General features: G+C 69.7%; 26 protein-coding genes. 4 read left to right on the forward strand and 22 right to left on the reverse strand.

All coding sequences use genetic code 11. From position 1 onward, the window contains the following. Positions 1–319: 319 nt before the first annotated feature. Positions 320–1,582 carry a UDP-N-acetylglucosamine 1-carboxyvinyltransferase gene (gene murA, locus G6039_RS14730; protein ID WP_006944332.1) on the reverse strand — a complete coding sequence of 421 codons (1,263 nt, stop codon included), beginning with the start codon at positions 1,580–1,582 and terminating at the stop codon, positions 320–322. Between the two features lie 56 nt (positions 1,583–1,638). On the opposite strand from murA, the gene G6039_RS14735 reads away from it, so the two are divergent. Continuing rightward, positions 1,639–2,211, forward strand: a complete 573-nt coding sequence (locus G6039_RS14735; RefSeq protein ID WP_006944333.1) for a cob(I)yrinic acid a,c-diamide adenosyltransferase — start codon at positions 1,639–1,641, stop codon at positions 2,209–2,211. Between the two features lie 19 nt (positions 2,212–2,230). Here the strand turns inward: G6039_RS14735 and G6039_RS14740 are convergent, their stop codons facing one another. The 13 genes from G6039_RS14740 to prmC form a co-directional block, all read right to left on the reverse strand. Next, positions 2,231–2,653 (reverse strand): DUF2550 domain-containing protein, encoded by a 423-nt coding sequence (locus G6039_RS14740; protein WP_037200752.1) that lies wholly within the window; start codon positions 2,651–2,653, stop codon positions 2,231–2,233. A gap of 47 nt (positions 2,654–2,700) precedes the next feature. After that, positions 2,701–3,066, reverse strand: a complete 366-nt coding sequence (locus tag G6039_RS14745; protein ID WP_006944335.1) for a F0F1 ATP synthase subunit epsilon — start codon at positions 3,064–3,066, stop codon at positions 2,701–2,703. 6 nt (positions 3,067–3,072) lie between these two features. Continuing rightward, positions 3,073–4,524, reverse strand: a complete 1,452-nt coding sequence (gene atpD / locus G6039_RS14750; protein ID WP_006944336.1) for a F0F1 ATP synthase subunit beta — start codon at positions 4,522–4,524, stop codon at positions 3,073–3,075. A gap of 4 nt (positions 4,525–4,528) precedes the next feature. Beyond that, the gene (locus G6039_RS14755; RefSeq protein ID WP_006944337.1) at positions 4,529–5,512 is read right to left on the reverse strand and encodes a F0F1 ATP synthase subunit gamma; all 984 of its coding nucleotides are present in this window, start codon (positions 5,510–5,512) and stop codon (positions 4,529–4,531) included. Between the two features lie 48 nt (positions 5,513–5,560). After that, the gene (gene atpA, locus G6039_RS14760) at positions 5,561–7,204 is read right to left on the reverse strand and encodes a F0F1 ATP synthase subunit alpha (RefSeq protein WP_006944348.1); all 1,644 of its coding nucleotides are present in this window, start codon (positions 7,202–7,204) and stop codon (positions 5,561–5,563) included. 64 nt (positions 7,205–7,268) lie between these two features. Further along, a complete protein-coding gene (locus tag G6039_RS14765; protein WP_006944350.1) occupies positions 7,269–8,108 on the reverse strand; it encodes a F0F1 ATP synthase subunit delta in 840 nt (279 codons plus the stop codon). Between the two features lie 5 nt (positions 8,109–8,113). Then, on the reverse strand, positions 8,114–8,674 hold the full coding sequence (locus G6039_RS14770; RefSeq protein WP_006944352.1) for a F0F1 ATP synthase subunit B: 561 nt from the start codon (positions 8,672–8,674) through the stop codon (positions 8,114–8,116). 10 nt (positions 8,675–8,684) lie between these two features. Next, complete coding sequence (locus tag G6039_RS14775) at positions 8,685–8,936, reverse strand: ATP synthase F0 subunit C (protein ID WP_003935756.1); 252 nt, start codon at positions 8,934–8,936, stop codon at positions 8,685–8,687. 89 nt (positions 8,937–9,025) lie between these two features. Next, a complete protein-coding gene (gene atpB, locus G6039_RS14780) occupies positions 9,026–9,874 on the reverse strand; it encodes a F0F1 ATP synthase subunit A (protein WP_170914067.1) in 849 nt (282 codons plus the stop codon). Positions 9,875–10,133: 259 nt separating this feature from the next. Continuing rightward, positions 10,134–10,550: a Cg1360 family ATP-synthase-associated protein gene (locus G6039_RS14785; RefSeq protein ID WP_206531054.1), complete on the reverse strand. Its 417-nt coding sequence runs from the start codon at positions 10,548–10,550 to the stop codon at positions 10,134–10,136. Positions 10,551–10,612: 62 nt separating this feature from the next. Then, positions 10,613–11,818, reverse strand: coding sequence for an MraY family glycosyltransferase (locus tag G6039_RS14790; RefSeq protein WP_006944360.1), 1,206 nt, complete (start codon positions 11,816–11,818; stop codon positions 10,613–10,615). An 18-nt stretch (positions 11,819–11,836) separates the two neighbouring features. Beyond that, positions 11,837–12,499, reverse strand: coding sequence for an L-threonylcarbamoyladenylate synthase (locus G6039_RS14795; protein ID WP_029542940.1), 663 nt, complete (start codon positions 12,497–12,499; stop codon positions 11,837–11,839). Between the two features lie 36 nt (positions 12,500–12,535). Continuing rightward, entirely contained in the window at positions 12,536–13,456 is a 921-nt protein-coding gene (prmC, locus tag G6039_RS14800) for a peptide chain release factor N(5)-glutamine methyltransferase (RefSeq protein ID WP_029542938.1), read from the reverse strand. A gap of 119 nt (positions 13,457–13,575) precedes the next feature. On the opposite strand from prmC, the gene G6039_RS14805 reads away from it, so the two are divergent. Next, positions 13,576–14,046, forward strand: a complete 471-nt coding sequence (locus G6039_RS14805) for a hypothetical protein (protein WP_006944374.1) — start codon at positions 13,576–13,578, stop codon at positions 14,044–14,046. Positions 14,047–14,070: 24 nt separating this feature from the next. On the opposite strand, the gene prfA is transcribed toward G6039_RS14805, so the two are convergent. From prfA to argS, 8 genes are all read right to left on the reverse strand, one after another. Continuing rightward, positions 14,071–15,150, reverse strand: a complete 1,080-nt coding sequence (gene prfA, locus G6039_RS14810; protein WP_006944377.1) for a peptide chain release factor 1 — start codon at positions 15,148–15,150, stop codon at positions 14,071–14,073. Positions 15,151–15,261: 111 nt separating this feature from the next. Then, complete coding sequence (gene rpmE / locus G6039_RS14815; protein WP_006944378.1) at positions 15,262–15,495, reverse strand: 50S ribosomal protein L31; 234 nt, start codon at positions 15,493–15,495, stop codon at positions 15,262–15,264. A gap of 141 nt (positions 15,496–15,636) precedes the next feature. After that, on the reverse strand, positions 15,637–17,622 hold the full coding sequence (rho, locus tag G6039_RS14820) for a transcription termination factor Rho (protein WP_080688446.1): 1,986 nt from the start codon (positions 17,620–17,622) through the stop codon (positions 15,637–15,639). Between the two features lie 356 nt (positions 17,623–17,978). After that, positions 17,979–18,908: a homoserine kinase gene (thrB, locus tag G6039_RS14825; protein WP_029542933.1), complete on the reverse strand. Its 930-nt coding sequence runs from the start codon at positions 18,906–18,908 to the stop codon at positions 17,979–17,981. Between the two features lie 35 nt (positions 18,909–18,943). After that, positions 18,944–20,038 (reverse strand): threonine synthase, encoded by a 1,095-nt coding sequence (gene thrC, locus G6039_RS14830; protein WP_006944382.1) that lies wholly within the window; start codon positions 20,036–20,038, stop codon positions 18,944–18,946. Continuing rightward, positions 20,035–21,360, reverse strand: coding sequence for a homoserine dehydrogenase (locus G6039_RS14835; RefSeq protein ID WP_006944383.1), 1,326 nt, complete (start codon positions 21,358–21,360; stop codon positions 20,035–20,037). Before G6039_RS14835 ends, thrC begins: the two co-directional genes overlap by 4 nt. Further along, a complete protein-coding gene (gene lysA / locus G6039_RS14840; RefSeq protein ID WP_006944385.1) occupies positions 21,357–22,778 on the reverse strand; it encodes a diaminopimelate decarboxylase in 1,422 nt (473 codons plus the stop codon). The genes G6039_RS14835 and lysA overlap by 4 nt, the downstream gene beginning before the upstream one ends. Then, the gene (gene argS, locus G6039_RS14845) at positions 22,775–24,487 is read right to left on the reverse strand and encodes an arginine--tRNA ligase (protein WP_043797213.1); all 1,713 of its coding nucleotides are present in this window, start codon (positions 24,485–24,487) and stop codon (positions 22,775–22,777) included. Before argS ends, lysA begins: the two co-directional genes overlap by 4 nt. Positions 24,488–24,667: 180 nt before the next feature. Between argS and G6039_RS14850 the strand changes: the two genes are divergently transcribed. Together G6039_RS14850 and G6039_RS14855 are read left to right on the forward strand one after the other, a co-directional pair. After that, positions 24,668–25,501, forward strand: a complete 834-nt coding sequence (locus G6039_RS14850; protein WP_006944388.1) for a DUF3105 domain-containing protein — start codon at positions 24,668–24,670, stop codon at positions 25,499–25,501. Between the two features lies 1 nt (position 25,502). Continuing rightward, positions 25,503–26,213 (forward strand): DUF305 domain-containing protein, encoded by a 711-nt coding sequence (locus tag G6039_RS14855; RefSeq protein ID WP_029542924.1) that lies wholly within the window; start codon positions 25,503–25,505, stop codon positions 26,211–26,213. The last annotated feature ends 24 nt before the right edge of the window (positions 26,214–26,237 follow it).

Consider the following 26,237-nt stretch of genomic DNA (forward strand, 5'->3'; position numbering starts at 1 on the left):
ACGGCCCAGAACCCTACCAGAAGATTCCGAACCGAACAATCAGGCGCCTGCGTCCAACCTCGTTGTCCCGAGCCCCTGCGGGCCGGGTCGGTGTCCGTGTCGCTCTGACCTGGAATAAGTTACGTGAGGAACAAGCGTGCGCCAAATCCGCTGGTCAAGCTCCGATGCGGCACTGTTTTCCCAGTTCGCGGGCCGCCCCCAGCCCCGCCTCCGCGCTGTCACTCCACCGTGATGCGCGGCACATTCGGACGAGCCATGTCGTCCACCCGCCCGTTTGAGCCCGAAATGACTGAGGCACAGCCGATTTCGGCGCTCCGCATCAGGAGTCGGAGTTGACCCGCTCGATGACGCCACCGAGCTCCTCGATGATCTCCACGAATCTCGGGTAGCCGCGGTCGATGTGGTAGACGTCGTGCACCTCGGTGACGCCGTCCGCACACAGCCCGGCCAGGACCAGTCCGGCACCGGCACGGATGTCCGACGACCACACCGGCGCACTCGACAGCTCCTCGACACCGCGGACCACGGCATGGTGCCCGTCGGTGCGCGCATCGGCGCCGAGCCGGATCATCTCCTCGACGAACCGGAACCGCGCCTCGAAGACGTTCTCCGTGATCATCGACGTGCCGTCGGCGACCGCCGCGAGCCCGATCGCCATGGGCTGCAGGTCGGTCGGGAAGCCGGGATACGGCAGGGTCGCGAAGTTGACCGCCCGGGGACGGTCGTGCTGAACAACCCGGAAGCCGTCCACCTCGGGCGTCACCTCCGCGCCGGCGGCACGGAGCTTGTCGAGGACGAGGCTCAGGTGCTTCGGGTTGACGCCGCGCACGCGGACGTCGCCGCGTGTCATCGCCGCCGCGATCCCCCACGTCGCCGCGACGATGCGATCCCCGATGACGCGGTGGGTGGTGGGTTCGAGCCGGGGGACGCCCATGATCGTCAGCGTCGAGGTGCCGGCCCCGGAGATGCGGGCACCCATCTGGACCAGCATGGTGCACAGGTCGACGATCTCCGGCTCCCGAGCCGCGTTGTCGATCGTGGTCTCTCCGCTCGCGAGAACGGCGGCCATCAGGATGTTCTCGGTGGCCCCCACCGACGGAAAGGCCAGGCGGATCGCGTTGCCGTGCAGGTCGTCGGCCTCGGCCACCACACAGCCGTGCTCGATCGTGCTGTGCGCCCCCAGCAGGCGGAGCCCCGTCTGGTGCATATCGAGCGGCCGCGAGCCGATCGCATCGCCGCCCGGCAGCGCGACGACGGCCTTGCGGCACCGAGCCACCAGCGGTCCGAGGACACACACCGACGCACGGAATTGCCGGACGGCGGCGAAATCTGCCTGGTACTTCGGCTGCGCGGGGGTCGTGATGCGTACCTCGTCACCCTCGAGCTCCACGTCGCATCCGAGCCCGCGGAGAACCTCGGCCATCAGCGGCACGTCGAGGATGTCCGGGCAGTTGGTGATGACGCTCGTCCCCTCCGCCAACAGGGCGGCTGCCATCAGCTTGAGCACGCTGTTCTTGGCGCCCCCGACGACTACCTCACCGACAAGCCGGTTACCACCGGAGACAAGAAAGCGATCACTCACAACGCCACAGCCTATCGACCACACTGCGGGAATACGGGAGCGGTACCGTGACCTGCATGGCTGTCCATCTCACACGGATCTACACCCGCACCGGCGACGACGGTACGACGGGCCTCAGCGACTTCTCGCGGGTGTCGAAGAACGACCCGAGGCTGATCGCCTACGCGGACTGCGACGAGACGAATGCGGCGCTCGGCGTGGCGCTGGCTGTGGGCGACGTACCGGAACGGATGGTGCCGGTCCTGCGCCAGATCCAGAACGACCTGTTCGACGCCGGAGCCGACCTGTCGACGCCGGTGGTGCCGGAGCCGAAGTATCCGCCGCTGCGGATCACGCAGGGGTACATCGATCGGCTCGAGCGCTGGTGCGACGAGTTCAACGAGGAACTGGCGCCGCTCGATTCCTTCATTCTCCCCGGCGGCACCGCGCTGGCGGCCCTGCTGCACACGGCCCGGACGGTGGCACGGCGGGCGGAGCGCTCCGCCTGGGCGGCGGTGGCCACCCACCCGGACGACACGAATGTGCTGCCGGCGAAGTACCTCAACCGGCTGTCGGATCTGCTCTTCATCCTCGGTCGCGTCGCGAACCCGGATGGTGACGTGCTCTGGAAGCCGGGCGCGGGCGCGTGAGGACCCGGTCGGCCGGACCTCAGTTCGGCCGGCCGCGCAGGGATCGGTCCGAGGGCCGGGATTCGAGCCAGGACAGGAAGGCGGTGAGCGCACCGCTGTCGAGAGCGATCTCGAAGTTGTTTGCGCCGTCCTGGATTTCGAGGATCACGATGTCCTCGGTCATGATGTCGTGCTCACTGCCCTCGGGCGCGCGACGGCTGCGCACCTCGACTCCCTGCCGGGCGAGGCGCGAGTCCGGGCCCGGGCGCAGGCTGGAGAGCTTGTAGAAGACGAGCGTGCGCTCGCCGTAACGGATGACGCCGTGCCGCCACCCGGCGCCGGCGCCGTTGGGCAGGCGCCGCAGGATCGCGGCGGTGCCGCCGCCCCGCAGGGTGACGAGGCGATAGAGAAAAGCCGCGACGGCAGCCGCGAGCAGTATCACCAGAACGATGAGAACAATCATTCCAACTGACACTGCTCGTCGGCTCCGTCGCGGCTTCTCGTGTCCGGTCAGGCCCGCTCGACAGCCCGGAGCCGGCCCCGCGCCGCGGCGATCTCGGCCTCGTCCCGGCTTTCGCTCAGCACGGCGCGCGCGGACTCGACGTCGATGTTCTCCGTCAGCTCCGCGGCCTCGGCGAGGATCGTCACCGTCGTGGCGGTCACCGAGAGGAAGCCGCCGTGCACGGCCGCGACGACGCGCTCGCCGTCGCCGGTCGTGATGGAGACGACGCCGCCCTCCACGAGCTGGCCCAGGACAGGCTCGTGGCCCGGCATGACACCGATCTCGCCCTCGGTCGTCTGGGCGCTGACCAGCCGGGCGGTGCCCGACCACAGGCGCTCCTCGACGGCAACGAGGTCCACGGTCATTTCAGCCATCGCGGACTACTTCCCGGCGATCTTCTTGGCAGCGGCCTCGACGTCGTCGAGTCCACCGCAGCTGTTGAACGCCTGCTCGGGCAGGTGGTCGAACTCACCCTTGGTGACGCGGTCGAATGCCTCGATGGTGTCGCGCAGCGGCACCACGGAGCCGGGCTCGCCGGTGAACTTCTCGGCCACGATGAAGTTCTGGCCGAGGAACTTCTGCAGACGACGGGCGCGGCCGACGAGGACCTTGTCCTCCTCGGAGAGCTCGTCCATACCGAGGATGGCGATGATGTCCTGCAGCTCCTTGTACTTCTGCAGGATCCGCTTCACCTCGTTGGCGACGCGGAAGTGCTCGGCACCGACGATGCCGGGCTCGAGGATGCGCGAGGTCGACGTCAGCGGATCCACAGCGGGGTAGATACCCATCTGCGAGATCGGACGCGAGAGCTCGGTGGTCGCATCGAGGTGCGCGAACGTCGTGGCCGGCGCCGGGTCGGTGTAGTCGTCGGCGGGGACGTAGATCGCCTGCAGCGAGGTGATCGAGCGGCCACGGGTCGAGGTGATCCGCTCCTGGAGCTCACCCATCTCGTCGGCCAGCGTCGGCTGGTAACCGACGGCCGACGGCATACGACCGAGCAGGGTCGACACCTCGGAACCGGCCTGGGTGAACCGGAAGATGTTGTCGATGAACAGCAGCACGTCCTGGCCCTGAATATCGCGGAAGTACTCCGCCATGGTCAGCGCGGACAGGGCGACGCGCATACGCGTTCCCGGCGGCTCGTCCATCTGGCCGAAGACGAGGGCGGTGTCCTGGAGGACGCCCATCTCCTCCATCTCGAGGTGGAGGTCGGTGCCCTCACGGGTGCGCTCGCCGACGCCGGCGAACACCGACGTGCCGGAGAACTCACGCGCGATACGGGTGATCATCTCCTGGATCAGAACGGTCTTGCCGACACCGGCACCACCGAACAGACCGATCTTGCCGCCCTTGACGTACGGGGTCAGCAGGTCGATGACCTTGATGCCGGTCTCGAGGATCTCGGTCTTGCCCTCGAGCTGGTCGAAGGCCGGCGGCTTGCGGTGGATGCCCCACTGCTCGCCGTCGCGCCCGGTGCCCGGGGCGTCGAGGCAGTCACCGAGGGCGTTGAACACGTGGCCCTTGACGACGTCGCCGACCGGCACGGAGATCGGACGGCCCGTGTCGACGACCGTGGTGCCGCGCACCAGGCCGTCGGTGGGCTGCATGGAGATCGTGCGCACCAGGTTGTCACCCAGGTGCTGCGCGACCTCGAAGGTCAGGGTCTTCGCCACGGACGGCAGAGTGACCTCTGCGTGCAGGGCGTTGAACAGAGCGGGAACGGCACCACGCGGGAACTCGACGTCCACGACGGGGCCGATGACCCGAACGACGCGGCCGGCGGTGGCCGAGGCCGCCCCCGCCCCGTAGTTATCGGTTACTGCTGCGGTCATGTGCTTAGTCACTTCCTGCACTCGAGGCGAGCGCGTTGGCACCGCCGACGATCTCGCTGATTTCCTGGGTGATCTGCGCCTGGCGGGCCTGGTTGGCCTGACGGCTGAGGGTGTTCACCAGTTCCGTGGCATTGTCGGTGGCCGCCTTCATGGCGGTACGCCGAGCAGCCGACTCCGATGCCGCGGCATCGAGCAGCGACGCGAAGATGCGGGTGCTGATGTACTTCGGCAGCAGCGCCGCGAGCAGCGTCGAGGCCTCCGGCTCGAAGTTGTAGCCGGGCCGGGGCCCGCCGTTGCTGCCGACGTGCCGGCCGTCGGTGAGCATGTCCTCGCCGAGGTCGATCTCGTCCTCGGTGACGGTCACCTCGAGCGGCGCCATCCGGCGCACCTCGGGGGTCTGGGTCAGCATCGAGACGAAGCGGGTGTAGACGATGTGCAGTTCGTCGACGCCCTCGATCGTGCCCTCACCGTTCGGCGCGGGCACCTCGTTGCCGGACCCGGCCATGAACAGTTCCACCAGGTGACGACTCGCCTTGGCCGCATCCGTGTAGCGCGGCTCCTGCGAGAAGCCGGTCCACGCCCCCGCAACCTGCCGGCCGCGGAAGGTGTAGTAGCTCAGGCCCTTGGCACCGAGCACGTAGAACACCGGCTCCTTGCCCTCGCTGACCAGCAGCTGCCGCAGCTCCTCGGCCTCCTTGAGGACGTTGGCGTTGTAGCCGCCGGCCATGCCACGGTCACTGGTGACAACCAGGACTGCGGCACGCCTCGGGTTGGGCCGTTCGTTGAGCAGGGGGTGATCCAGCGACGCGGACGCGCTCGCCAGTTCGGAGAGCACCTTGGTGATCTCCTCGGCGTACGGCTTGGACGCAGCCACTCGGGCCTGAGCCTTCGTGATCCGCGACGTCGCGATCAGCTCCTGCGCCTTGGTGATCTTCTTGGTCGAGTTGACCGACTTGATCCGCGAGCGGAGCTCGCGCAGGCTTGCCATTCGTCGATCACACTCCCTTCACAGGACGCTGGGTCATGGTCTCCACGCTCACTTGCGAACAGTGGTGCGCTTGACGGAAACCTGCTCCTGCTCGACCTCGTCGGCGCCCAGGGCCTCGGCCTCGGCCTCGTTCACGACGCGGGTTCCGTCGGAGGCGATGAAGCCCTCCTTGAACTTGTTGGTCGCGGCGAGCAGCGCGGATGCGGAGTCGTCGGTCAGCGCCTTGCCGCCGGCGATCTGCTCGTAGACGCCCGAGGCGCTGTGGTGCAGGTCCTCGAGCAGCTCGGCCTCGAAGCGGCGCACGTCGCCGACGGGAACCGAGTCGTAGACGCCCTCACCCGCGAGGTAGATCGACACGATCTGGTCCTCGACGGCGACCGGGGAGTACTGGTCCTGCTTGAGGAGCTCGACCAGACGCTGGCCACGCTCGAGCTGCGCCTTCGAGGCCGCATCGAGGTCGGAGGCGAAGGCGGCGAACGCCTCGAGCTCACGGAACTGCGCGAGCTCCAGACGCAGCGAGCCGGACACCTTCTTCATGCCCTTGGTCTGCGCCGCGCCACCGACTCGGGACACCGAGATACCGACGTTGATGGCGGGGCGGATGCCCTTGTTGAACAGGTCGGACTCGAGGAAGACCTGGCCGTCGGTGATGGAGATGACGTTGGTCGGGATGTAGGCCGAGACGTCGTTGGCCTTGGTCTCGATGATCGGCAGGGCCGTCAGCGAACCGCCACCGAGCTCGTCGGACAGCTTGGCCGAGCGCTCCAGCAGACGGGAGTGCAGGTAGAACACGTCGCCCGGGTAGGCCTCACGTCCCGGCGGGCGGCGCAGCAGCAGGGAGATCGCGCGGTACGCCTCGGCCTGCTTGGTCAGGTCGTCGAACACGATGAGCACGTGCTTGCCCTGGTACATCCAGTGCTGGCCGATGGCCGAGCCGGTGTAGGGGGCGAGCCACTTGAAGCCGGCGGAGTCGGAGGCGGGGGCCGCGACGATGGTGGTGTACTCCATCGCGCCGTGCTCCTCGAGGGCGGCCTTGACGCCCGCGATGGTGGAGCCCTTCTGGCCGATCGCGACGTAGATGCAGCGGACCTGCTGCTTCGGGTCGCCGGAGGCCCAGTTGGCCTTCTGGTTCAGGATCGCGTCGACGCAGACGGCGGTCTTGCCCGTCTTGCGGTCGCCGATGACCAGCTGGCGCTGGCCGCGGCCGATCGGGGTCATCGCGTCGATGGCCTTGATGCCGGTCTGCAGCGGCTCCTCGACCGGCTGGCGCTGCAGCACGGTCGCGGCCTGCAGCTCGAGGGCCCGGTTCTCGGTCGCCTCGATGTCGCCGAGGCCGTCGATCGGCTGGCCCAGGGGGTTCACGACGCGGCCGAGGTAGCCGTCGCCGACCGGCACCGACAGAACGTCGCCGGTCCGCTTGACTTCCTGGCCCTCTTCGAGGTCCTGGTAGTCGCCGAGGATGACGGCACCGATCTCGGTGGCGTCGAGGTTCAGGGCCACGCCCAGCACACCGCCGGGGAACTCCAGCAGCTCGTTGGCCATCGCCGACGGCAGACCGCTGATGTGCGCGATGCCGTCACTGGTGTCGGCGACCACGCCGACCTCCTCGCGGGAGGCCTCCGGGGAGTAGCTCGCGGTGTAGTTGTCGATCGCGCTACGGATCTCGTCGGAGGAGATCGTCAGCTCCGCCATGTTCTTCCTGCTCTCGGTATCTGGTCTTCGAAAAGATCGCTATGTGTGTGTGTTCGGTAGTGGACTACGTGAGGCTCTTGCGCACTGCGGCGAGTCGACCCGCGGCGGTGCCGTCGATGACCTCGTCGCCCACCCGGACGACCAATCCACTGAGAAGCTCGGGAACCACCTCGACGTGCACCGTGACCGGTTTCCCGTACGTTCTGGTCAGGATACCGGTGAGCCGTTCGGCCTGCGCCGCGCTGAGAGGTGCCGCGCTGCGCACGTGGGCGACGGCGCGGTCCCGCTGGGTGGCGGCGAGGTTCGACAGTGCGTCGAACGCGTCGGCCGGGGCCTTGTCCTTCAGCCGTCCGACGGCCTGCACGGCCAGGGCCTCGGTGATCGCCGTGGACTTGCCGTAGAGCAGACGCGAGAGGAACTCCCGCTTGGCCGCCAGCGGCTTGGTGCGATCGGAGAGGGCCTGTTCGAGTTCGGCGTTGCCGGCCACGATGCGACCGAGCCGGAACAGCTCGTCCTCGACGGTGTCGAGCTGGTTCTGGTCCGCCGCCGCCGACAGGAGGGCTTCGCGGCCCAGCTGAACGAGGGAGTTGGTCAGGTCGGACTGGGTCGACCAGTCCTGCCCGGCCGCCGCCTTCAGGGTCGCGAGGGTGACGGGCGAGACCTTGCTCCCGAAGACCCGCTCGGCCAGTGCCTGCCGACCGGCTGCCGGGGCCGAGGCGTCGGCCAGCGCACTCCGCAGGGTGCGCTGATCGTCGAGCACCTCGACCACCGAGAACAGCTCGGAGCCGGCCTGCGCCGCAGCTGCAGTTGCGGCACCCGCGGCAGCGGATGCGGTGCTCGACGCCAACGCGCCCTGCAGCGCGGAACGCGTCTGAGCGAGTGCCTCACGGCTTGCTGCGTACATGGTGCTCACTTTCGGGATGCAGAGTCAGCGCTGAGGGAGTCGAGCTCGCTGAGGAAGCGGTCGATCGAGCCGGCACGCTTGACGTCGTCGGAGAGGGACTCCCCGATGACCTTCTCGGCCAGATCCACGGCGGTGCGTCCGAGATCGCCGCGCAGCTCGGTCACGATCTGCTGGCGCTGGGCCTGCAGCTGGTTGTGACCGGCAGCGACGATGCGGTCGCTCTCCTCCTGGGCCTGGGCCTTCATGTCCGCGATGATCTGCTGGCCCTGGGCACGGGCCTCCTCGCGGATCTGCGCCGCCTCGGTGCGGGCCTCGGCGAGCTGCGCGCGGTACTGCTCGAGCGCGGCCTTTGCCTCGGCCTGAGCTTCCTCGGCCTTCTTGATGCCGCCTTCGATCAGCTCCGAACGCTCGTCGAGCACCTTCTGGAACAGCGGAAGCACGTACTTCCAGAAGACGAGCCCGACGATGATCAGGGCGACCAGCGACCAGACGATGTCATACGTCGCGGGGAGCAGAGGATTTTGGTCCTCCGCCTCCGCCGCGAGCAACAGGATGCTGTCAGCCATGGTCGTCAGATCAGAAGATGAAGCCGGCGACGATACCGATCAGCGCCAGGGCCTCGGTGAACGCGATACCGAGGAACATGGTGGTGCGCAGCTGGCCGGCCATCTCGGGCTGGCGGGCCATGCCCTCGATCGCCTTGCCGACGACGATGCCGATGCCGATGCCGGGGCCGATGGCCGCGAGGCCGTAGCCGACCGCACCGAGACCGCTGATGGTGCTCTCCGTCTGGGCGAGGACGTCAACTGCCTGAAGCGCAACGCTCATTGGTGTTCCATTCCCTTTCTTGTGGCTCGGCCCCGGGGATCGGCAACCGAGTCAGTCTGTGTGTTGTGTGGGTAGTGCCGGTCGGCGCGCTAGTGCTCTTCGGCGTGCAGCGCCAGGTCGATGTACACCGCCGTCAACAGCGAGAAGATGTACGCCTGCAGGACGATCACCAGCAGCTCGAAGAAGGTGAACGCGACGCCACCGATCAGCGAGCCGATGCCGAAGATCTTCATCGCGCCTTCGGAGCTGAAGAAGAAGAACTGGGTTGCGCTGAAGAACAGCACCAGCATGATGTGGCCGGCCAGCATGTTCGCCATGAGACGGATGGTGAGCGTGAACGGGCGCAGCAGGAACGTCGAGATGAACTCGATCGGGATGACCAGCACGTGCAGCGCGGGGGGCAGGTTCGGGACGACGATGCTGCTCTTGACGTAGCGGAAGAACCCGTACTTCTTGATGCCCACGTAGTTGAAGACGACGTAGGCCAGCGCGGCCAGCACGATCGGCATACCGATGCGCGCGTTCGACGAGATGTTCAGGAACGGGATGACCGACGTCAGGTTGAGACCGACCACGAGGAAGAAAATGGTCACGAGCACCGGAAGGAATCGGCGGCCCTGCTGCTTGCCGAGGATGTCCTCGGCGATGTTGATCCGCACGAAGTCGATCATGATCTCGGCGACGTTCTGCACACCGCGGGGCACAATCTTCGGGCTGCGCATCGCGAGCGCGAAGAACAGCGCCACGAGCACGGCCACGACGACGCGGATGAGCATCAGGCGGTCCATTTCGAAGGGGGTGCCTTCGAACAGAACTGCTGGGGGGAAGAAATCGGCTAGTGACGGCGCGTGGAATTCTCCGGCAGCCAAGGTGGTGACGCTCAGCGCTCTCTCCCGTAGTCGGCCGCAGGCATTGCCGTCTGCGGTTCGATCGGACATTGACGATCCAACAAGTCGACCAGGTCGGCTCGCGTATTCGCCAGCTGCTGTCGGCTCCCGATCGGGGCCAGCGTCTGTCGGTGTCGGCGACTCTCGTCGACTCGGCGGCCATTCGAACACGACCGCCTGCGAGGGCACAACCGCACTCGACTCCTCCGGAATCGCAGGCAGTCGCACTCGCTTGGGACGACCTTATCAACACTTCTACGACGTTGTGTAGGCGGGTGCCCGTACCGCCAGGTCATTGACAACGGCGGTACTACCGCTCGTCGTTGTTCCCCTGCTCAGCGCTACCGGCAGGCTCCACGTACAGCGCCCGCTGCGACAGCACACCGTAGGTCTCGGCCCCCAGGACGATGAGCAGCGCGAAGACGATGGTGAGCACCAGCGCACCCTTGTCGTAGAAATCGAGCGGCTTGAGCAGCATCATCACCACGATCGCGAGGATCAGCTTGAGCAGCCAGGTGCCCAGCAGCACCGCGCCCGCCGTCGTCGCCGGGAGCCGGGCGGTGAGCAGCACGCCGAGAGCGGTGAAGAGAATGAACCCCCCTCCCACGGCCGCGCCGATCAGCGCGCCCCACACGCCCGGCAGGCCGGCGACGAGGCCGCCGATCACCGTCGCGACGATCGTCAGTGCGATCAGTCCGAGCACGCCGTAGCGGACGGCGGCGCGCATCGGCGCGGAAGAGTCGGGCAGGGCGGGCAGGGGCCGATCCGGGGAGGTCACGGGAATCAAGCCTAACGGACCCGGCGCCGGCCCCAGCGTCGCCGGGGACGGTCGGCGTCCTCGTGACGCAGCGACGGCACCGCCGTGACGACCAGCGCGAACACCAGTCCACCCGCCACGAGCAGCACGACGGCCCGCCGGTCGAGCAGGGAGGAGCCGACGGCCCCGAACGCGAGCACCCCGACCCACAGGTAGATCAGCAGCACCACCCGGCGGTGCGAGTGCCCGATCTGCAGCAACCGGTGATGCAGGTGCATCTTGTCGGGACTGAAGGGGCTGACCCCGGCCCGGGTGCGCCGGACGATCGCCAGCAGCAGGTCGAGAATGGGGATGAACATGACAGCCCCGACGAGGATCAGCGGGGAGAGCAGGCCGAGCAGGTCGCGGGTGCCGTAGGCGGCCAGGGGGATGCGTCCCGACGCGCTCGTCGAGGTCGCCGCCAGCATCAGGCCGATCAGCATCGATCCGGAGTCGCCCATGAAGATCCGGGCCGGCTGGAAGTTGTGCGGCAGGAAGCCGAGGCAGGCGCCGGCGAGGGCCGCGGCGATCAGGGCGGGCGGATACGCGCTGACGTCGCCGCCCTGGTCGTGCAACAGCCCGACGGAGAACGCACAGATCGCGACGGCTGCGATCAGTCCCAGGCCGGCCGCGAGCCCGTCGAGGCCGTCGACGAAGTTCATCGCGTTGATCATCACCACCGCGACCAGCACGGTGAACAGCCCCGCCTGCAACTGGTCGAGGATGAGGGTGCTGCCGCCGAACGGCTCGTAGATGACGATCCAGCTCACGCCCATCACGACGAGCACGCCCGCCGCCGTGACCTGCCCGACGAACTTGGTCAGGGCGTCGAGTCCCCAACGGTCGTCGATGATCCCGACGATCACGATGATGGTGCCCGACACCAGCGCCGCACCCATGTCGGGGGTGTACTCGAAGCCTCTGGTCAGCGCCGGCAGCTGCTGGGCGAACAGCAGGCCCGCCACCAGCCCGATGTACATGCCGACGCCGCCGAGCCGTGGCGTCGGCTGGACGTGCACGTCGCGGTCCCGGGGCACCGCGACGGCACCGAACCGGATCGCGGCGATCCGCACGGCCCCGGTCGAGAGGAAGGTGACGACCGCGGCGGTGAGGAGCACGAGCAGCAGCTCACGGATGGGCACGCCGGCGCCGCGGCCCGACTGGGCCAGCACCAGGGATGCCGTGTCGGCGGCAGTCACTTCGCCCGGTCCCCGCCGTCACTCCCCGCCGGCACGCAGCTGCGCCGGGTCCTCGCCCAGCACCTCCGCGATGTCCTCGACCGCCACGGCGCCCTCGCGCAGCACGCGGGGCCGGTCGGCGGTCAGGTCGACGATGGTGGAGGCGACGGCGTGTTCGGCCGGTCCGCCGTCGAGGTACACGCTCGCCGACCCGCCGAGCTGGGTGCGCGCCTCGTCCACCGTGGTGGCCGGCGGACGGCCGGAGACGTTCGCGCTCGACACGGCCAGCGGGCCCACCTCGCGCAGCAACTCGAGCACAACGGGGTGCAACGGCATGCGCAGCATCACGGTGCCGCGCGTGTCCCCCAGGTCCCATGCGAGCGAGGGCGCTTGGTGCACAACGAGACTGAGACCGCCGGGCCAGAAGGCACGGATGAGTTCCCGCGCCTGCGGACGAACGGTGTTCACCAGGCCGTCGATCGTGTTCCACGAGCCGACCAGCACCGGCACCGGCATGTCCCGGCCCCGGCCCTTGGCGCGCAGCAGACTGGTCACCGCATCGCTGTCGAAGGCATCCGCCGCGATCCCGTACACCGTGTCCGTGGGCACGACGACGAGCCGTCCGGCCTTGAGCGCACCCTTGGCGGCGGTCAGACCGGCGGCGCGGGAATCGGGGCGACTGCAGTCGTAGACGGTGCTCACGGGTTCATCCTTCCACTGCCGCGAACGTGTCCGGCATCACACACCCGTCCCGCCCTGGGATCCGCCGCGCCGCGCCTCCACGTCGGTCGGCACCCGGCGGGCGACGACGAACCGCGGCCGGCCCGCCAGATCGGGGTGCTCGGTCACGTCACCGAACACGCGGCGCTGCGCGAACAGCTCCGCGACCTGGGCACCGTTCGTGTCGTCGTGCTCGACGCCGACGGCACCGCCGATCCGCAGCCAGCGGGCAATGTTCGACACCATCGGCTTGATCACCGACAGCCCGTCGGGACCGCCGAACAGCGCCGAGTGCGGGTCGTGCTCGATCACCTCGGGCGGGAGGTCGGTGCCCTCGGGAATGTAGGGCGGATTCGACACCACGATGTCGACCCGGCCCTCGAGCGAGGTGAGCAGGTTGCGGTCCGTCACGTCGCCCTGATGCAGGAGGATCGGCGTGTCCCCCGCCGCCGCGCAGCGTTCCGCGTTCCGCCGCGCCCAGGCCAGGGCGTGGGGCTCGAGTTCGACGGCGTGGACGACCGCGTCGGGCCGGGCGTGCGCAACGGCCAGCGCGAGGGCGCCCGAGCCGGTGCACAGGTCGAGCACCACCGGCGGATGCTCCTGGAGTCCTTCCAGGTACGCCAGGGCCCAGGCCAGCAGCAGCTCGGTCTCGGGCCGCGGGACGAAGACGCCGGGGCCGACCTCGATGTCGATCTCCCCCATCCCCGTGCTGCCGGTGATGTACTGCAGCGGGATCCGCTTGGCACGCTGCGCGATCATCGCGCGGTACGCGTCGACCATGGCGGGGTCGACGAGCGGCACGAGCCCGAGACGGGTGCGCTCGATGCCGAGCAGATGCGCGGCGAGCAGCTCGGCGTCCACACGCGGGCTGGGGACACCGGCTTCCTCGAGCACCGACACCGCTTCGAGGATCGCCAGGCGCAGGGGTTGACGAGTCACGGCGTACAGACTGCCATGCCGGTCACCACACGGAAACGGACAGGTCACGCATCCGGTCTGCGGCATGATCGAGATCGTCCGTGTCAGGCAGCACTACGGAACTACGGAAGGATCTTCCTGTGACGAAGTCGGGATTCGCGGTTCGGGCAGCGGCCGTCGTCGCGCTCGGAGCCGCCGGCAGCCTCGCAGCGCCCGGACTTGCCTCCGCATCGCCGATCGACGTCCAACCCACGCCGCTGCTCTGCAGCTACGTCGCGCCGATCCACAGCGTGACCGAGACGGACAGCGACGCCCTCGAGGAGGGTCGGCTGTTCTTCGCCGTCGGCGAGCAGAAGGCGCAGAACGGTCAGGTGGGCTGGGTCAACACGGCCACCTGGCAGACGGGGGGCGCCTCGTTGACCGCGACACCGCAGAGCAGCGACGTCCCGGTCGCGCTGCTGAACACCGGGCCGGGCACCGTCGTGTCCGCCGTGTGGGGACCGCATCAGAACGCGAAGGGCGAGAGCTGCTTCCTGCTTCCCGGCATCGACATCTCGCAGGTGCCCGGGGACGACGATCCGGGCGACGAACCCGGCGAGACCGCGCAGTAGCCGCCCGGGGCCCGGCTCACGGCGTCACTCCGCGGCGAGCCGGGCCTCCCGGTCGGCCTTGCCCAGGGCGTCGAGCAGGGCGTCCATGTCGCCGTCGAGCACACCGTCGAGGTTGTGGGCCTTGAAGCCGATGCGGTGATCGGTGATCCGGTTCTCGGGAAAGTTGTAGGTGCGGATGCGCTCGGAGCGGTCCACCGTGCGCACCTGGCTGGCGCGGCCCGCGGAGGCCTCCGCCTCGGCGGCCTCCTCCGCCGCGGCCTGCAGCCGCGCGGCGAGCACCTGCATCGCCCGTGCCTTGTTCTGCAGCTGGGACCGCTCGTTCTGGCACGTGACGACGATGCCGGTGGGCAGGTGCGTGATGCGCACCGCCGAGTCGGTGGTGTTGACGCCCTGACCACCCTTGCCGGAGGAGCGGTACACGTCGATGCGCAGGTCCGACTCGTCGATCTGGACCTCCTCCACCTCGTCCGGCTCGGGGTAGATGAACACGCCGGCCGCCGAGGTGTGCACCCGGCCCTGGGACTCGGTGACGGGGACACGCTGGACGCGGTGCACGCCCCCCTCGAACTTCAGGCGCGACCAGACGCCGTCGCGCACATCGCTCTTCGACTTGATCGACAGTGTCGCGTCCTTGTAACCGCCGAGGTCGGAGATGGTCGCGCCGAGGACCTCCACGCGCCAGCCGGCGCGCTCGGCGTACCGGATGTACATGCGGGCGAGGTCGGCGGCGAACAGCGCGGACTCCTCACCGCCCTCCCCCGACTTGACCTCGAGCACCACGTCGTCGCCGTCGTGCGGATCGCGCGGGGCGAGCAGGTCGGTGAGCGCCTTGTCGAGTTCGCTCACCCGCTCCTCGAGGGCGGGAATCTCGGTCGCGAAGGCGGCGTCGTCCGCGGCGAGCTCACGCGCGGCCTCGAGATCGTCGCGCGCGGCCCGCAGCTTGGTGTAGGTGGCCATGACGGGAGCGAGCTCGGCGAACCGCTTGCCGACCTTGCGGGCCGTCGCCGGGTCGTTGTGCAGCGCCGGATCGGACAGCTGCTGCTCGAGACCGGCGTGTTCGGCCAGGATGTCGTCGATGGCCGACGGCTTGGTCTGCCCCGCCATGTGATTCGCTCCACTCGTCCGTCGTGCCGATCCGTGCCGCGCCCGGATCGGGATGGAAAAAGGCCGACGCCCGGTCTGTGGCTGAGACAGAACCGGGCGTCGGCGAGACAGCTACTTGTCGGCAGCAGCCTTCTTGGTGTCGCGCTTGCCGTAGCGGGCCTCGAAGCGGGCGACGCGTCCGCCGGTGTCGAGGATCTTCTGCTTGCCCGTGTAGAACGGGTGGCACTGCGAGCAGACCTCGACGGTGATCCGTCCCGACTCTGCGGTGCTGCGCGTCTCGAACGTGTTCCCGCAACCGCAGACGACGGTGGTCGTCACGTAGTTCGGGTGGATTCCTGCCTTCATGGTGTCCCTTTCGTGGCCGCCGGGTCGCCTCCGCGGATCGGAGACGTGAACCGGGACCGGACTGAGCTGTTCGATTATGCCAAACGCATGCCCGGGGGAAGAAATTCCGCCCCCGGGCATGCGGCGCCGCTGCCGCGGCGATCAGTCGTCGAGCGCTCCCGGTGCCGTCTTCGACACCTGCAGGAGGAACTCGATGTTGCTCTTGCTCTTCTTGAGCCGGTCGATGAGCAGATCGATGGCCTGGTGCGAGTCCAGACCGGAGAGCACGCGGCGCAGCTTGTGCACCACCGCGAACTCGTCGGGGCTCATCAGCAGCTCGTCCTTGCGCGTACCGGAGGGGTTGACGTCCACCGCCGGGAACACGCGCCGCTCGGCGATCTTGCGGTCGAGCTTGAGCTCGGCGTTGCCGGTGCCCTTGAACTCCTCGAAGATCACCGTGTCGCCCGTCGAACCCGTCTCCACCATGGCCGTGGCGATGATGGTGAGCGAGCCGCCGTTCTCGATGTTGCGAGCCGCGCCCAGGAACCGCTTCGGCGGGTACAGGGCGGTCGAGTCGACACCACCGGAGAGGATGCGGCCCGACGCCGGCGACGAGTTGTTGTACGCGCGGCCGAGGCGCGTGATCGAGTCGAGCAGGACGACCACGTCGCGGCCCTGCTCGACGAGCCGCTTGGCCCGCTCGATCGCAAGCTCGGCGACCGACGTGTGGTCCGACGGCGGCCGGTCGAAGGTCGAGGCGATGACCTCGCCCTTGACCGAGCGCTGCATGTCGGTGACCTCTTCGGGCCGCTCGTCCACCAGCACGACCATGAGGTAGCACTCGGGGTTGTTGGTCGTGATCGCGTTCGCGATGTCCTGCATCACCGTCGTCTTGCCGGCCTTAGGCGGCGAGACGATCAGGGCACGCTGGCCCTTGCCGATCGGCATGATCAGGTCGATCACGCGGGTGGTCAGGATGTTCGGGGTGGTCTCGAGCCGCAGCCGCTGGTTCGGGTACAGCGGGGTGAGCTTGTTGAACTCCGGGCGGCGCTTGGCGGCCTCGACGTCGCCGCCGTTGACCGTGTCGAGCCGGACCAGCGGGTTGAACTTCTGGCGCTGGTTGCCCTGCTCCCCCTCGCGCGGCACGCGGACCGCACCGGTGATGGCGTCGCCCCGGCGCAGGCCGTTCTTGCGCACCATGTTCATCGAGACGTACACGTCGTTGGGGCCGGCCAGGTACCCGGAGGTCCGGACGAACGCGTAGTTGTCCAGGACGTCGAGGATGCCGGCGACCGGCTGCAGGACGTCGTCCTCGCGGATCTCGGGCTCGCGTGTGTCACCGCCGGCCTCGCCGCGGTCACGTCCGCGACGACGCTCACGGAAGCGGCGCCCGCGGCGCCCGCGGCCGTCCTCGTCGTCCTCGCCACCCCGGCCGTCGCGGCCGTCCTGACGGGGGCCCTGACCACGGTCCTCGCGGCGGCGTTCCCCCTGGTCGCGCTGGCCGTCGCGCTGGTCGCGCTGGCCGTCGCGCTGACCGCGCTCGCGCCGACCGCCGTCGGACGGCTCGACCTTCTCCTCGGTCTTCTCCTCGGCGCGCGGCTTCTCGTCGGTCCGCGCCTCGGCGGCGTCCTTCGGGGCCTCGGCGGTGGTCGTCTCGGCGGCCTGGTCGCCACCTCGGCGACCGCGACGCTGACGACCCCGGCGGCCACCCTCGGCCTCGCCGTCGGCGGGCTGCTCCGCCACCTCGGCGGGCTGCTCGGGCGCCGTCGTCGCGGCGGGCCGCGCCTGGGCCGGCTCGGCGGCGGGGGCGGCGGTGTCGGCCGGGGCCGCGTCCTGGGCGGCACCACGGGCGCGACGAGCCCGGACGGGCCGGGCCGGCTGTTCCGGCGCAGGAGCCGTCTCGGCGGCTCCGCCGCCCTGACGCTCCTTGATCGCGGCGATGAGATCGCCCTTGCGCATCCCGGAGGTTCCCTTGATGCCGAGTTCGGCCGCGAGAGTCCGCAGCTCGGCCAGCACCATGCCGGAGAGACCGGCGCCACGCCGCCCACCGGCACGCGGTGCAGTCTGTGCAGGATCGGTGGCCTGCGCTCCCGCGGACGAATCCGTGGTATCGAGAACAGGCGTAGCGATCAGGTCCGTATCTGTCACGGAGATCCTTTCCTTCCCTCACTCGCGCCACGCAGAGTCGAGGGTTCGTTCCGCAGATCTTGCGTCGATCTGGGATTGCCGTACGTGTTCACGGATCGAACGGTCGGCACGTCCGCCATCACGCCATCCTCCGGCAGGTGCGGTCGGTCCATCTCCCCGAAACGAGGTCAGGTGAGGATCGATCCAGGATCGATCGCCCCGATGGATCTGGAGTGAATGCCCTGGAAAAGCCAGCGACTGAAACGCACGACGTGCGGACTAAGCACAGAATAGCGACGAACTGTACGTTGAGCAAGAAGAAGCCCCCGGGCGCGTCGCCCGGGGGTTCGCGCCCGACTCGAGAGGTTCGGGCTCGCTCACACGACCTGCACGCCGTCCGCGACGTCGAGTTCGAGCACGGTCATGTCGTCGGCCTCCGCGGCCGCGCGCAGGTCCGCGGGGAACGACTCGGTCGTGAGGGCGAGGACCGTGGGGCCGGCACCGGAGACCGCGGCGGGAATGCCCGCCGCGCGCAGGGCGGCGATCCACTTGGTGGTCAGCGGCAGGGCCGGGGCGCGCTGCGCCTGGTGCAGCAGGTCCTCCGTCGCCGGCATCAGCAGGTCCGGCCGCTCGGTGAGGGCGACGACGGCCAGCGCCGCGCGGCTGACGTTGAACGCCGCGTCGCGGTGCGGCACCAGATCGGGGAGCAGCCCGCGGGTGTGCGCGGTGGACGAGCGCGACGACGGCACCAGCACGACGACCCGGATCGCCGGGTGGACCGTGAGGGGCACCGCGCGGTAGGTGCGCTGTTCGTCGCCGACGACCGACTCGCTCCACGACACGACCGCGCCGCCGAGGATGCTGGCGGAGGCATTGTCCGGGTGGCCCTCGAATTCGGAGGCGAGCTGGACGAGCTGCGCCTCGTCGAGCACGCGCTCCGGAGCCACCTTGCGCACCAGCCCGTTGGCGGCCGCCAGGCCTCCGACGACCGCCGAGGCCGAGGAGCCGAGGCCGCGCGAGTGCGGAATAACGTTGCGGCACAACACGTCCAGGCCGTCGGCCCACACTCCGGCGGCCTCGAGGCCACGCTCGACCGCCCGCACCACCAGGTGCGACGGTCCCCACGGCACCTCTTCGGCGCCCTCGCCCTCGACGCGCACCTCGAGGCCCGATGCGGTTGTGGTGACCGTGATCTCGTCGTACAACCCGACGGCCAGCCCGAGCGAATCGAAACCGGGGCCCAGATTCGCGCTCGAGGCCGGGACCCGGGCGGTCACGGAGATCCCTACGGGCAGCGTCTGCGTCATGTCGTCTTTCCCAACGGAGGAGGGCGCGGCGGTCACTAGGCCAGCTCGAGCGCCGCGGCCACAGCGACCGGATCGACCGGGATCGGCTCCACCTGCGGCATCCCGAGCAGCGCCGTGTCGGGATCCTTCAGGCCGTTGCCGGTGACGGTGCACACGACCTTCAGCCCGGAATCGAGCCAGCCCTCCTTGCGGGCGGCGAGCAGACCGGCGATCGACGCGGCGGACGCCGGTTCGACGAACACGCCTTCGGTGGCGGCGACGAGCCGGTACGCCTCGAGGATCTCCTCGTCGGTGGCCGCCCGGAACGCGCCGCCGGACTCCTCCTTGGCGGTCATCGCCCCGTTCCACGACGCCGGGGCGCCGATGCGGATGGCGGTGGCGATGGTCTCGGGGTCCTTGACGGGGGCGCCGTGCACCAGCGGTGCCGCGCCCGCGGCCTGGACGCCGAGCATGCGCGGCTTGCGGGTGGTGAGGCCGTCCGCGAAGTACTCGGTGTAGCCGCGCCAGTAGGCGGTGATGTTGCCGGCGTTGCCGACGGGCAGCACGTGCACGTCGGGGGCGTCGCCGAGCGCGTCGGCGATCTCGAACGCCGCCGTCTTCTGCCCCTCGATGCGCACGGGGTTGACGGAGTTCACCAGCCCGATGGTGGGGAACTCGGCGGTGGTCTTGCGGGCGAGCTCGAGACAGTCGTCGAAGTTGCCCTGGACCTGGATGATCTTCGCGCCGTACATGACCGCCTGGGCCAGCTTGCCCATCGCGATCTTGCCGTCCGGCACGAGCACCGCGCAGCCCATGCCGGCCTTGACGGCGTATGCGGCCGCCGAGGCGGAGGTGTTGCCGGTGGAGGCGCACAGCACGGCCTGCTGGCCGCGGGCGAGGGCGTCGGTGACGGCCATCGTCATGCCGCGGTCCTTGAACGAGCCGGTCGGGTTCAGGCCCTCGACCTTCAGGTGCACCTCGCAACCGGTCAGTTCCGACAGGTGCGCCGCGGGCAGCAGCGGGGTGCCGCCCTCGCGGAGGGTGATGGTCTTCCAGTTTTCGCCGATCGGGAGCCGGTCACGGTACGCCTCGATCAGACCCGGCCACGGGGTGTGCACGGGGGTGGCGGTGTTCTTCTCGGGCGCGCTCATTCGGCGGATCCCTCCAGTCTCAGGACGCTGGTCACAGCGATCACGGATTCGAGTTGGTCGAGCGCTGCGACGGTGTCCGACAGCGCCTTGTCGGTGGCGCAATGGGTCAGCACCACCAGGCGGGCTCCGTCGCCGGCGCCCTCCTGGCGCACGGCGGCGATGCTCACGTCCCGCTTGGCGAACTCCGCGGCCACCGCCGAGAGCACGCCGGCCCGGTCCGCGACCTGCAGGTTGACGTAGTAGCGGGTGACGATGTCGCTCATCGGGGCGATCTCGAGGTCGGCGTACCGTGATTCGCGCGGGCCCCGGCCCCCGTGCACCCGGTTGCGGGCGGCCATCACGAGGTCGCCCATCACCGCGGAGGCGGTGGGCGAACCGCCGGCACCCTGGCCGTAGAACATCAGACGGCCCGATGCCTCGGCCTCGACGACGACCGCGTTGAACGCACCGTTGACGGCGGCGAGGGGATGCTCGCGCGGCACCAGGGCCGGGTAGACGCGCGCCGAGACCCGGTCCTTGCCGTCGGTGGTGATCCGCTCGCAGATGGCCAGCAGCTTGACGGTGCAGTTCAGCGCCCGCGCGGTGGTCAGGTCGGCGGCGGTGATCTTCGAGATGCCCTCGCGGTAGACGTCGCCGGCGGTGACGCGGGTGTGGAAGGCGATCGAGGCCAGGATCGCAGCCTTGGACGCGGCGTCGAAGCCCTCGACGTCGGCCGTCGGGTCGGCCTCGGCGTATCCGAGCCGGACCGCCTCGGCGAGGGTCTCGGCGTAGTCGGCGCCGGTCTCGTCCATGGCCGAGAGGATGTAGTTGGTGGTGCCGTTGACGATGCCGAGGACCCGGTTCACCTTGTCACCGGCGAGGGACTGGGTGAGGGGCCGGATGACCGGGATGGCGCCGGCGACGGCCGCCTCGAAGTACAGGTCCACGCGCTTGGCCTCGGCGGCCTCGGCGAGCTCGCCCGTGTACTCCGCGAGCAGGGCCTTGTTGGCGGTGACCACGGATTTGCCCGAGTCCAGGGCCGTGCGGACGAGCTTGCGCGGCAGTTCGATGCCGCCGATGACCTCCACCACGATGTCGACGTCGTCGCGGGCGATCAGGCCCTCGGCGTCCGTGGTGAGCAGGTCCTGCGGGATGCCGCGGTCGTCGCGGACGGTGCGCACGGCCACGCCCCGCAGCTCGAGCGGCGCGCCGATGCGCGCCTCGAGATCGGTGGCATCGTCGCGGATGATGCGCACGACCTCGGCTCCGACGGTGCCGTGCCCGAGCACAGCCACACCGATCGGGCGCTGCCCCGGTTCGTTGGTCACCGCTTCGGTCGTCACTCCGTAACCTCCAAGCTGAGCAGATCTTCCACGGTTTCCCGACGCAGGACGACGCGGGCGGCGCCGTCCTTGACCGCCACGACGGCGGGCCGGGGCAGCAGGTTGTACCTGCTGGACATCGAGTAGCAGTATGCACCGGTCGCGGCGACGGCCAACAGGTCGCCGGCTTCGAGGTCGGCGGGCATCCAGGCGTCGCGGATGACGATGTCGCCGCTCTCGCAGTGCTTGCCGACGACGCGGGACACGACGGGCTCCGCGTCGCTGGACCGCGACACCAGGCGGGCCTCGTACTCGGCCTGGTACAGGGAGGTGCGGATGTTGTCGCTCATGCCGCCGTCGACGCTGATGTAGCGGCGTGCCTGGTGAGCCCCCACCGCGACGTCCTTGATGGTGCCCACCTCGTAGAGGGTCACGGTGCCGGGGCCGGCGATCGCGCGTCCGGGCTCGACCGCGAGCGTCGGCTCGGGCAGGCCGGCGAGTGCGGACTCGGTCTGCACGATGTGCCGCAGCTTGGCAGCGAGTTCCTCCACGGGCGGCGGGTCGTCGCTGGGCACGTAGGAGATGCCGAGGCCGCCGCCGAGGTCGACGATGTTCATCTGCGCGGTCTTGTCGACGCCGAATTCGTGGACGGCATCGCGCAGCAGGCCGATGACCCGGTGCGCGGCGAGCTCGAACCCGTCGACGTCGAAGATCTGCGAGCCGATGTGGCTGTGCAGGCCGACCAGGCGCAGGTGATCGCTCGCGAACACCTTGCGGACCGCGGCCATGGCCACCCCGCCGGCCAGGGACAGCCCGAACTTCTGGTCCTCGTGCGCGGTGGAGATGAACTCGTGGGTGTGCGCCTCGACGCCGACCGTGACGCGGATCAGCACGTCCTGCACGACGTCGAGTTCGGCGGCGACCGCGTCGAGCAGGTCGATCTCCGACATGGAGTCCAGGACGATGTGCCCGACGCCTGCGGCGACGGCGGTCCGCAGCTCGGCCACGGACTTGTTGTTGCCGTGCATGGCGATCTTCCCCGCCGGGAAGCCGGCGCGCAGCGCGACGGCGAGCTCACCGCCGGTCGAGACGTCGAGGGACAGGCCCTCCTGCTCGACCCAGCGCGCGATCTCGGTGCACAGGAACGCCTTCGACGCGTAGTGCACCTTCGCGCCCGGCCCGAACGCGGCCGCGATGTCCCGGCACCGGGAGCGGAAGTCGTCCTCGTCGACGACGAAGAGCGGGGTGCCGTATCTCTCCGCGAGTTCGGTGACGGGCACGCCGGCGATCGTCACGACGCCGTCGTCGCCGCGCCGCGCGTTGCGGGGCCACACGTTCGGGTGCAGCAGGTTCAGCTCGCCGGCGTTCGCGGGCCGCTCGGTCAGGCCCGGTGCGTGCGGGATCTCGGCGTGCCGGGGACCGGCGGGGTGCGCGTTCACATCCGCTCCGGGGCGCTCACGCCGAGCAGTCCGAGCCCGTTGGCCAGCACCTGACGGGTCGCCGCGCACAGCGCGAGCCGCGCCGCGTGCAGCGGGCCGGGCTCCTCGTCGCCCTGCGGCAGGATGCGGCAGGAGTCGTAGAAGCGGTGGTAGGTGCCGGCGAGTTCCTCGAGGTACCGCGCGACGCGGTGCGGTTCCCGCAGTTCGGCGGCCTTGGCGAGGACGCGCGGGTACTCGCCGATCGTGCGGATCAGGTCGCCCTCGCGCTCGTGGGTGAGCAGGGCCAGGTCGGCGTTCTCGGCGCCGAGACCGAGCTCGGCGGTGTTCTCGGCGCCGAGACCGAGCTCGGCGGTGTTCTCGGCGCCGAGACCGAGCTCGGCGGCGCCCCGGGCGATGGACGAGAGCCGGGCGTGCGCGTACTGGACGTAGTAGACCGGGTTCTCGTTGGTGGTGCTGGCCCACAGCTCGAGGTCGATGTCGATGCTCTGGTCCACCGACGAGCGCACCAGCGCGTAGCGGGCGGCGTCCACGCCGATCGCCTCGACGAGGTCGTCGAGGGTGATGACCGTGCCGGCGCGCTTGCTCATCTTCACGGCGACGCCGCCGCGCACGAGGTTGACCATCTGCCCGATCATCACCTCGACGGTGTCCGGGTCGTCGCCGAACGCGGCGGCCGCGGCCTTGAGCCGGCCGATGTAGCCGTGGTGGTCCGCGCCGAGCATGTAGATGCACAGGTCGAAGCCGCGCGACCGCTTGTCCTGGAAGTAGGCGATGTCACCGGCGATGTAGGCGGCGTTGCCGTCGCTCTTGATGACGACGCGGTCCTTGTCGTCGCCGAAGTCGGTGCTCTTGAGCCACCACGCGCCGTCCTGGTGGTACAGGCTCCCGGAGGTCTTGAGTGTCTCGACGGCCTTCTCCACGGCGCCGGACTCGAACAGGGAGTTCTCGTGGAAGTACACGTCGAAGTCGACACCGAACTCGTGCAGGGTGCGCTTGATGTGCGCGAACATCAGTTCGACGCCGATCGAGCGGAACACCTCGTGCCGCTCCTCTTCGGGCAGCGCGAGCGCGTCCGGGCGCTGCTGCAGCACGGCCTGCGCGATGTCGGCGATGTACGCGCCGGCGTAGCCGTCCTCCGGCGCGGGCTGCCCCTGTGCCGCGGCGATCAACGAGCGGGTGAACCGGTCGATCTGGGCGCCGTGGTCGTTGAAGTAGTACTCGCGGGTGACGTCGCCGCCCTGCGTGGTGAGGATCCGGCCGAGGGCGTCGCCGACCGCGGCCCAGCGGGTGCCGCCGAGGTGGATGGGCCCCGTGGGGTTCGCGGAGACGAACTCGAGGTTGATGCGGGTTCCGGCCAGCGCGTCCGAGTTGCCGTACGCGGCGCCCTCGGTGAGCACCTGGGCGACGATCGCGCCCTGGGCGTCGGCGGCGAGGCGGATGTTCAGGAAGCCCGGGCCGGCCACCTCGGCGGACTCGATGCCGTCGGCGGCGGTGAGGGCCTCGGCGAGCCAGCCCGCGAGTTCCCGCGGATTGACGCCGGCCTTCTTCGCGACCTGCATCGCGACGTTGGTCGCGTAGTCGCCGTGCTCCGGGTTGCGCGGCCGCTCGACCGTCAGGGTCTCGGGCAGGACGGACACGTCGAGGTCGCGCTCGGCGAGCACCCTCGCAGCGGTTCCGTGGAGCAATTCGGCAAGGTCGGCAGGAGTCACGGGTCTCTATCCTATTGGCTCCGTCCCACCCGGCGTGACGCCGGTCCGGCCTGTTGTCGCGGTCACGGCCCGCCCGCCGCGGGGATGCCTGCCCGCCGCCCGCCCGTAGAGTTGACAGAGCACGCGCGGACCGAGCGTCGTGCGCCCTCTGTTGTCCATCCGTCGAAAGAGCACCCAACGATGCCCAGCGGTTCGGTAAGTGGCGGTTCCGGCAAGAAGTCCGGTGCCAAGTCTGCGAAGGCGATCAAGGCCGCCCAGAAGAAGAGCGGCGGTCGCGGCCTGCCCAAGCAGCGGCAGATTCCGTGGCTTCTGATCGGCGGCGTGGTCGCGGTGGTCGCGCTGGTCGCGGTCATCGCCGCCAGCATCATCCCGAAGTACCAGGACTCCCAGGCGCTCGCGGAGTGGACGCCGTCCGAGTCGAATCAGGACCCGTCGACTGCGATCGAGGGGGTCGTGACGGTCGACTACCCCGCCGGTCAGCACATCGGGTCCACGCAGCGCGTCGCGTACGACCAGAGCCCGCCGTTCGGCGGGCCGCACGACGCGATCTGGGCCACGTGCACCGGCACCGTGTACCCGGAGGCGATCCGCACCGAGAACGCCGTGCACTCGCTCGAGCACGGCGCGGTGTGGATCACGTACAACCCCGACCTGGTCGACCAGGCGGGCGTCGACGCGCTCGCGGCGAAGGTGGACGGCAAGTCCTACCTGATGATGTCGCCGTACCCGGGCCTCGACGCTCCGATCGCCCTGCAGTCGTGGGGGCATCAGCTGAAGGTGGACGCCGCCGACGACGAGCGGATCGACCACTTCATCGCGTCGCTGCGGCTGAACCGCTACGCCTACCCGGAGGTCGGCGCGAGCTGCTCCACGCTGCCCGGCTCGTACGACCCGAGCAATCCGCCGCCGTTCGATCCCTCCGCCCCCGGTCCGGACGCGGTGCCGATGGACGGCGGCACGGTGGACGGCACCGAGCAGGTGCCGGCCGACATGCAGGCCCCGGCGGGGAGCTGACGTGACGCACGATTCCGCTCCCACCGCCCAGGGGACTCCCACCCCCCAGGAGACGGGCCGACGCAGGGCGCTGCTGATCCTCGGTCTCGTCGCCGCCGTCGCGATCGGTTTCCTGCTCGGGTTCCTCGCCCGAATCCCGCTCGAGGACTCGCCGCCGGCGACGCCGGCCGCCGGCTCCGTCGACGTGGGATTCGCCCAGGACATGACCGTCCACCACAGCCAGGCGATCGAGATGGCCACCGTCGCGTTGACGGTGTCGGGCGACCAGCGGGTGCGCAACCTCGCGTACGACATTCTCACCACCCAGCAGAACCAGGTCGGGCAGATGCAGGGCTGGCTGTCGCTGTGGGGGCAGCCGCTGCTGCCCACCGGTGACTACATGACGTGGATGACCGAGGAGTCCGGCCACGACCACGGGAGCACGAGCCACTCCGACGGCGGCGGCGCCGGCCGGATGCCCGGCATGGCGACGTCCGAGGACCTGGCGAACCTGCGCCGCGCCACCGGCCCGGAACTCGACGTGCTGTTCCTGCAGCTGATGCTGCGCCACCACGAGGGCGGGCTGCCGATGATGGAGTACGGCGCGCAGTACGCGGGCCAGCCGGCGGTACGGACCCTGGCGCAGACGATGGTCGACACCCAGACCAGCGAGTCGGAACTCATGACGTCGATGCTGGCGGAGCGGGGCGCGCAGCCGCTGCCGATGAACTGACCGACCGGACCCGCGGACGGGGGA

Origin of the sequence: Rhodococcus aetherivorans (genome assembly GCF_011058165.1) — a bacterium.
GTDB lineage: Bacteria > Actinomycetota > Actinomycetes > Mycobacteriales > Mycobacteriaceae > Rhodococcus > Rhodococcus aetherivorans.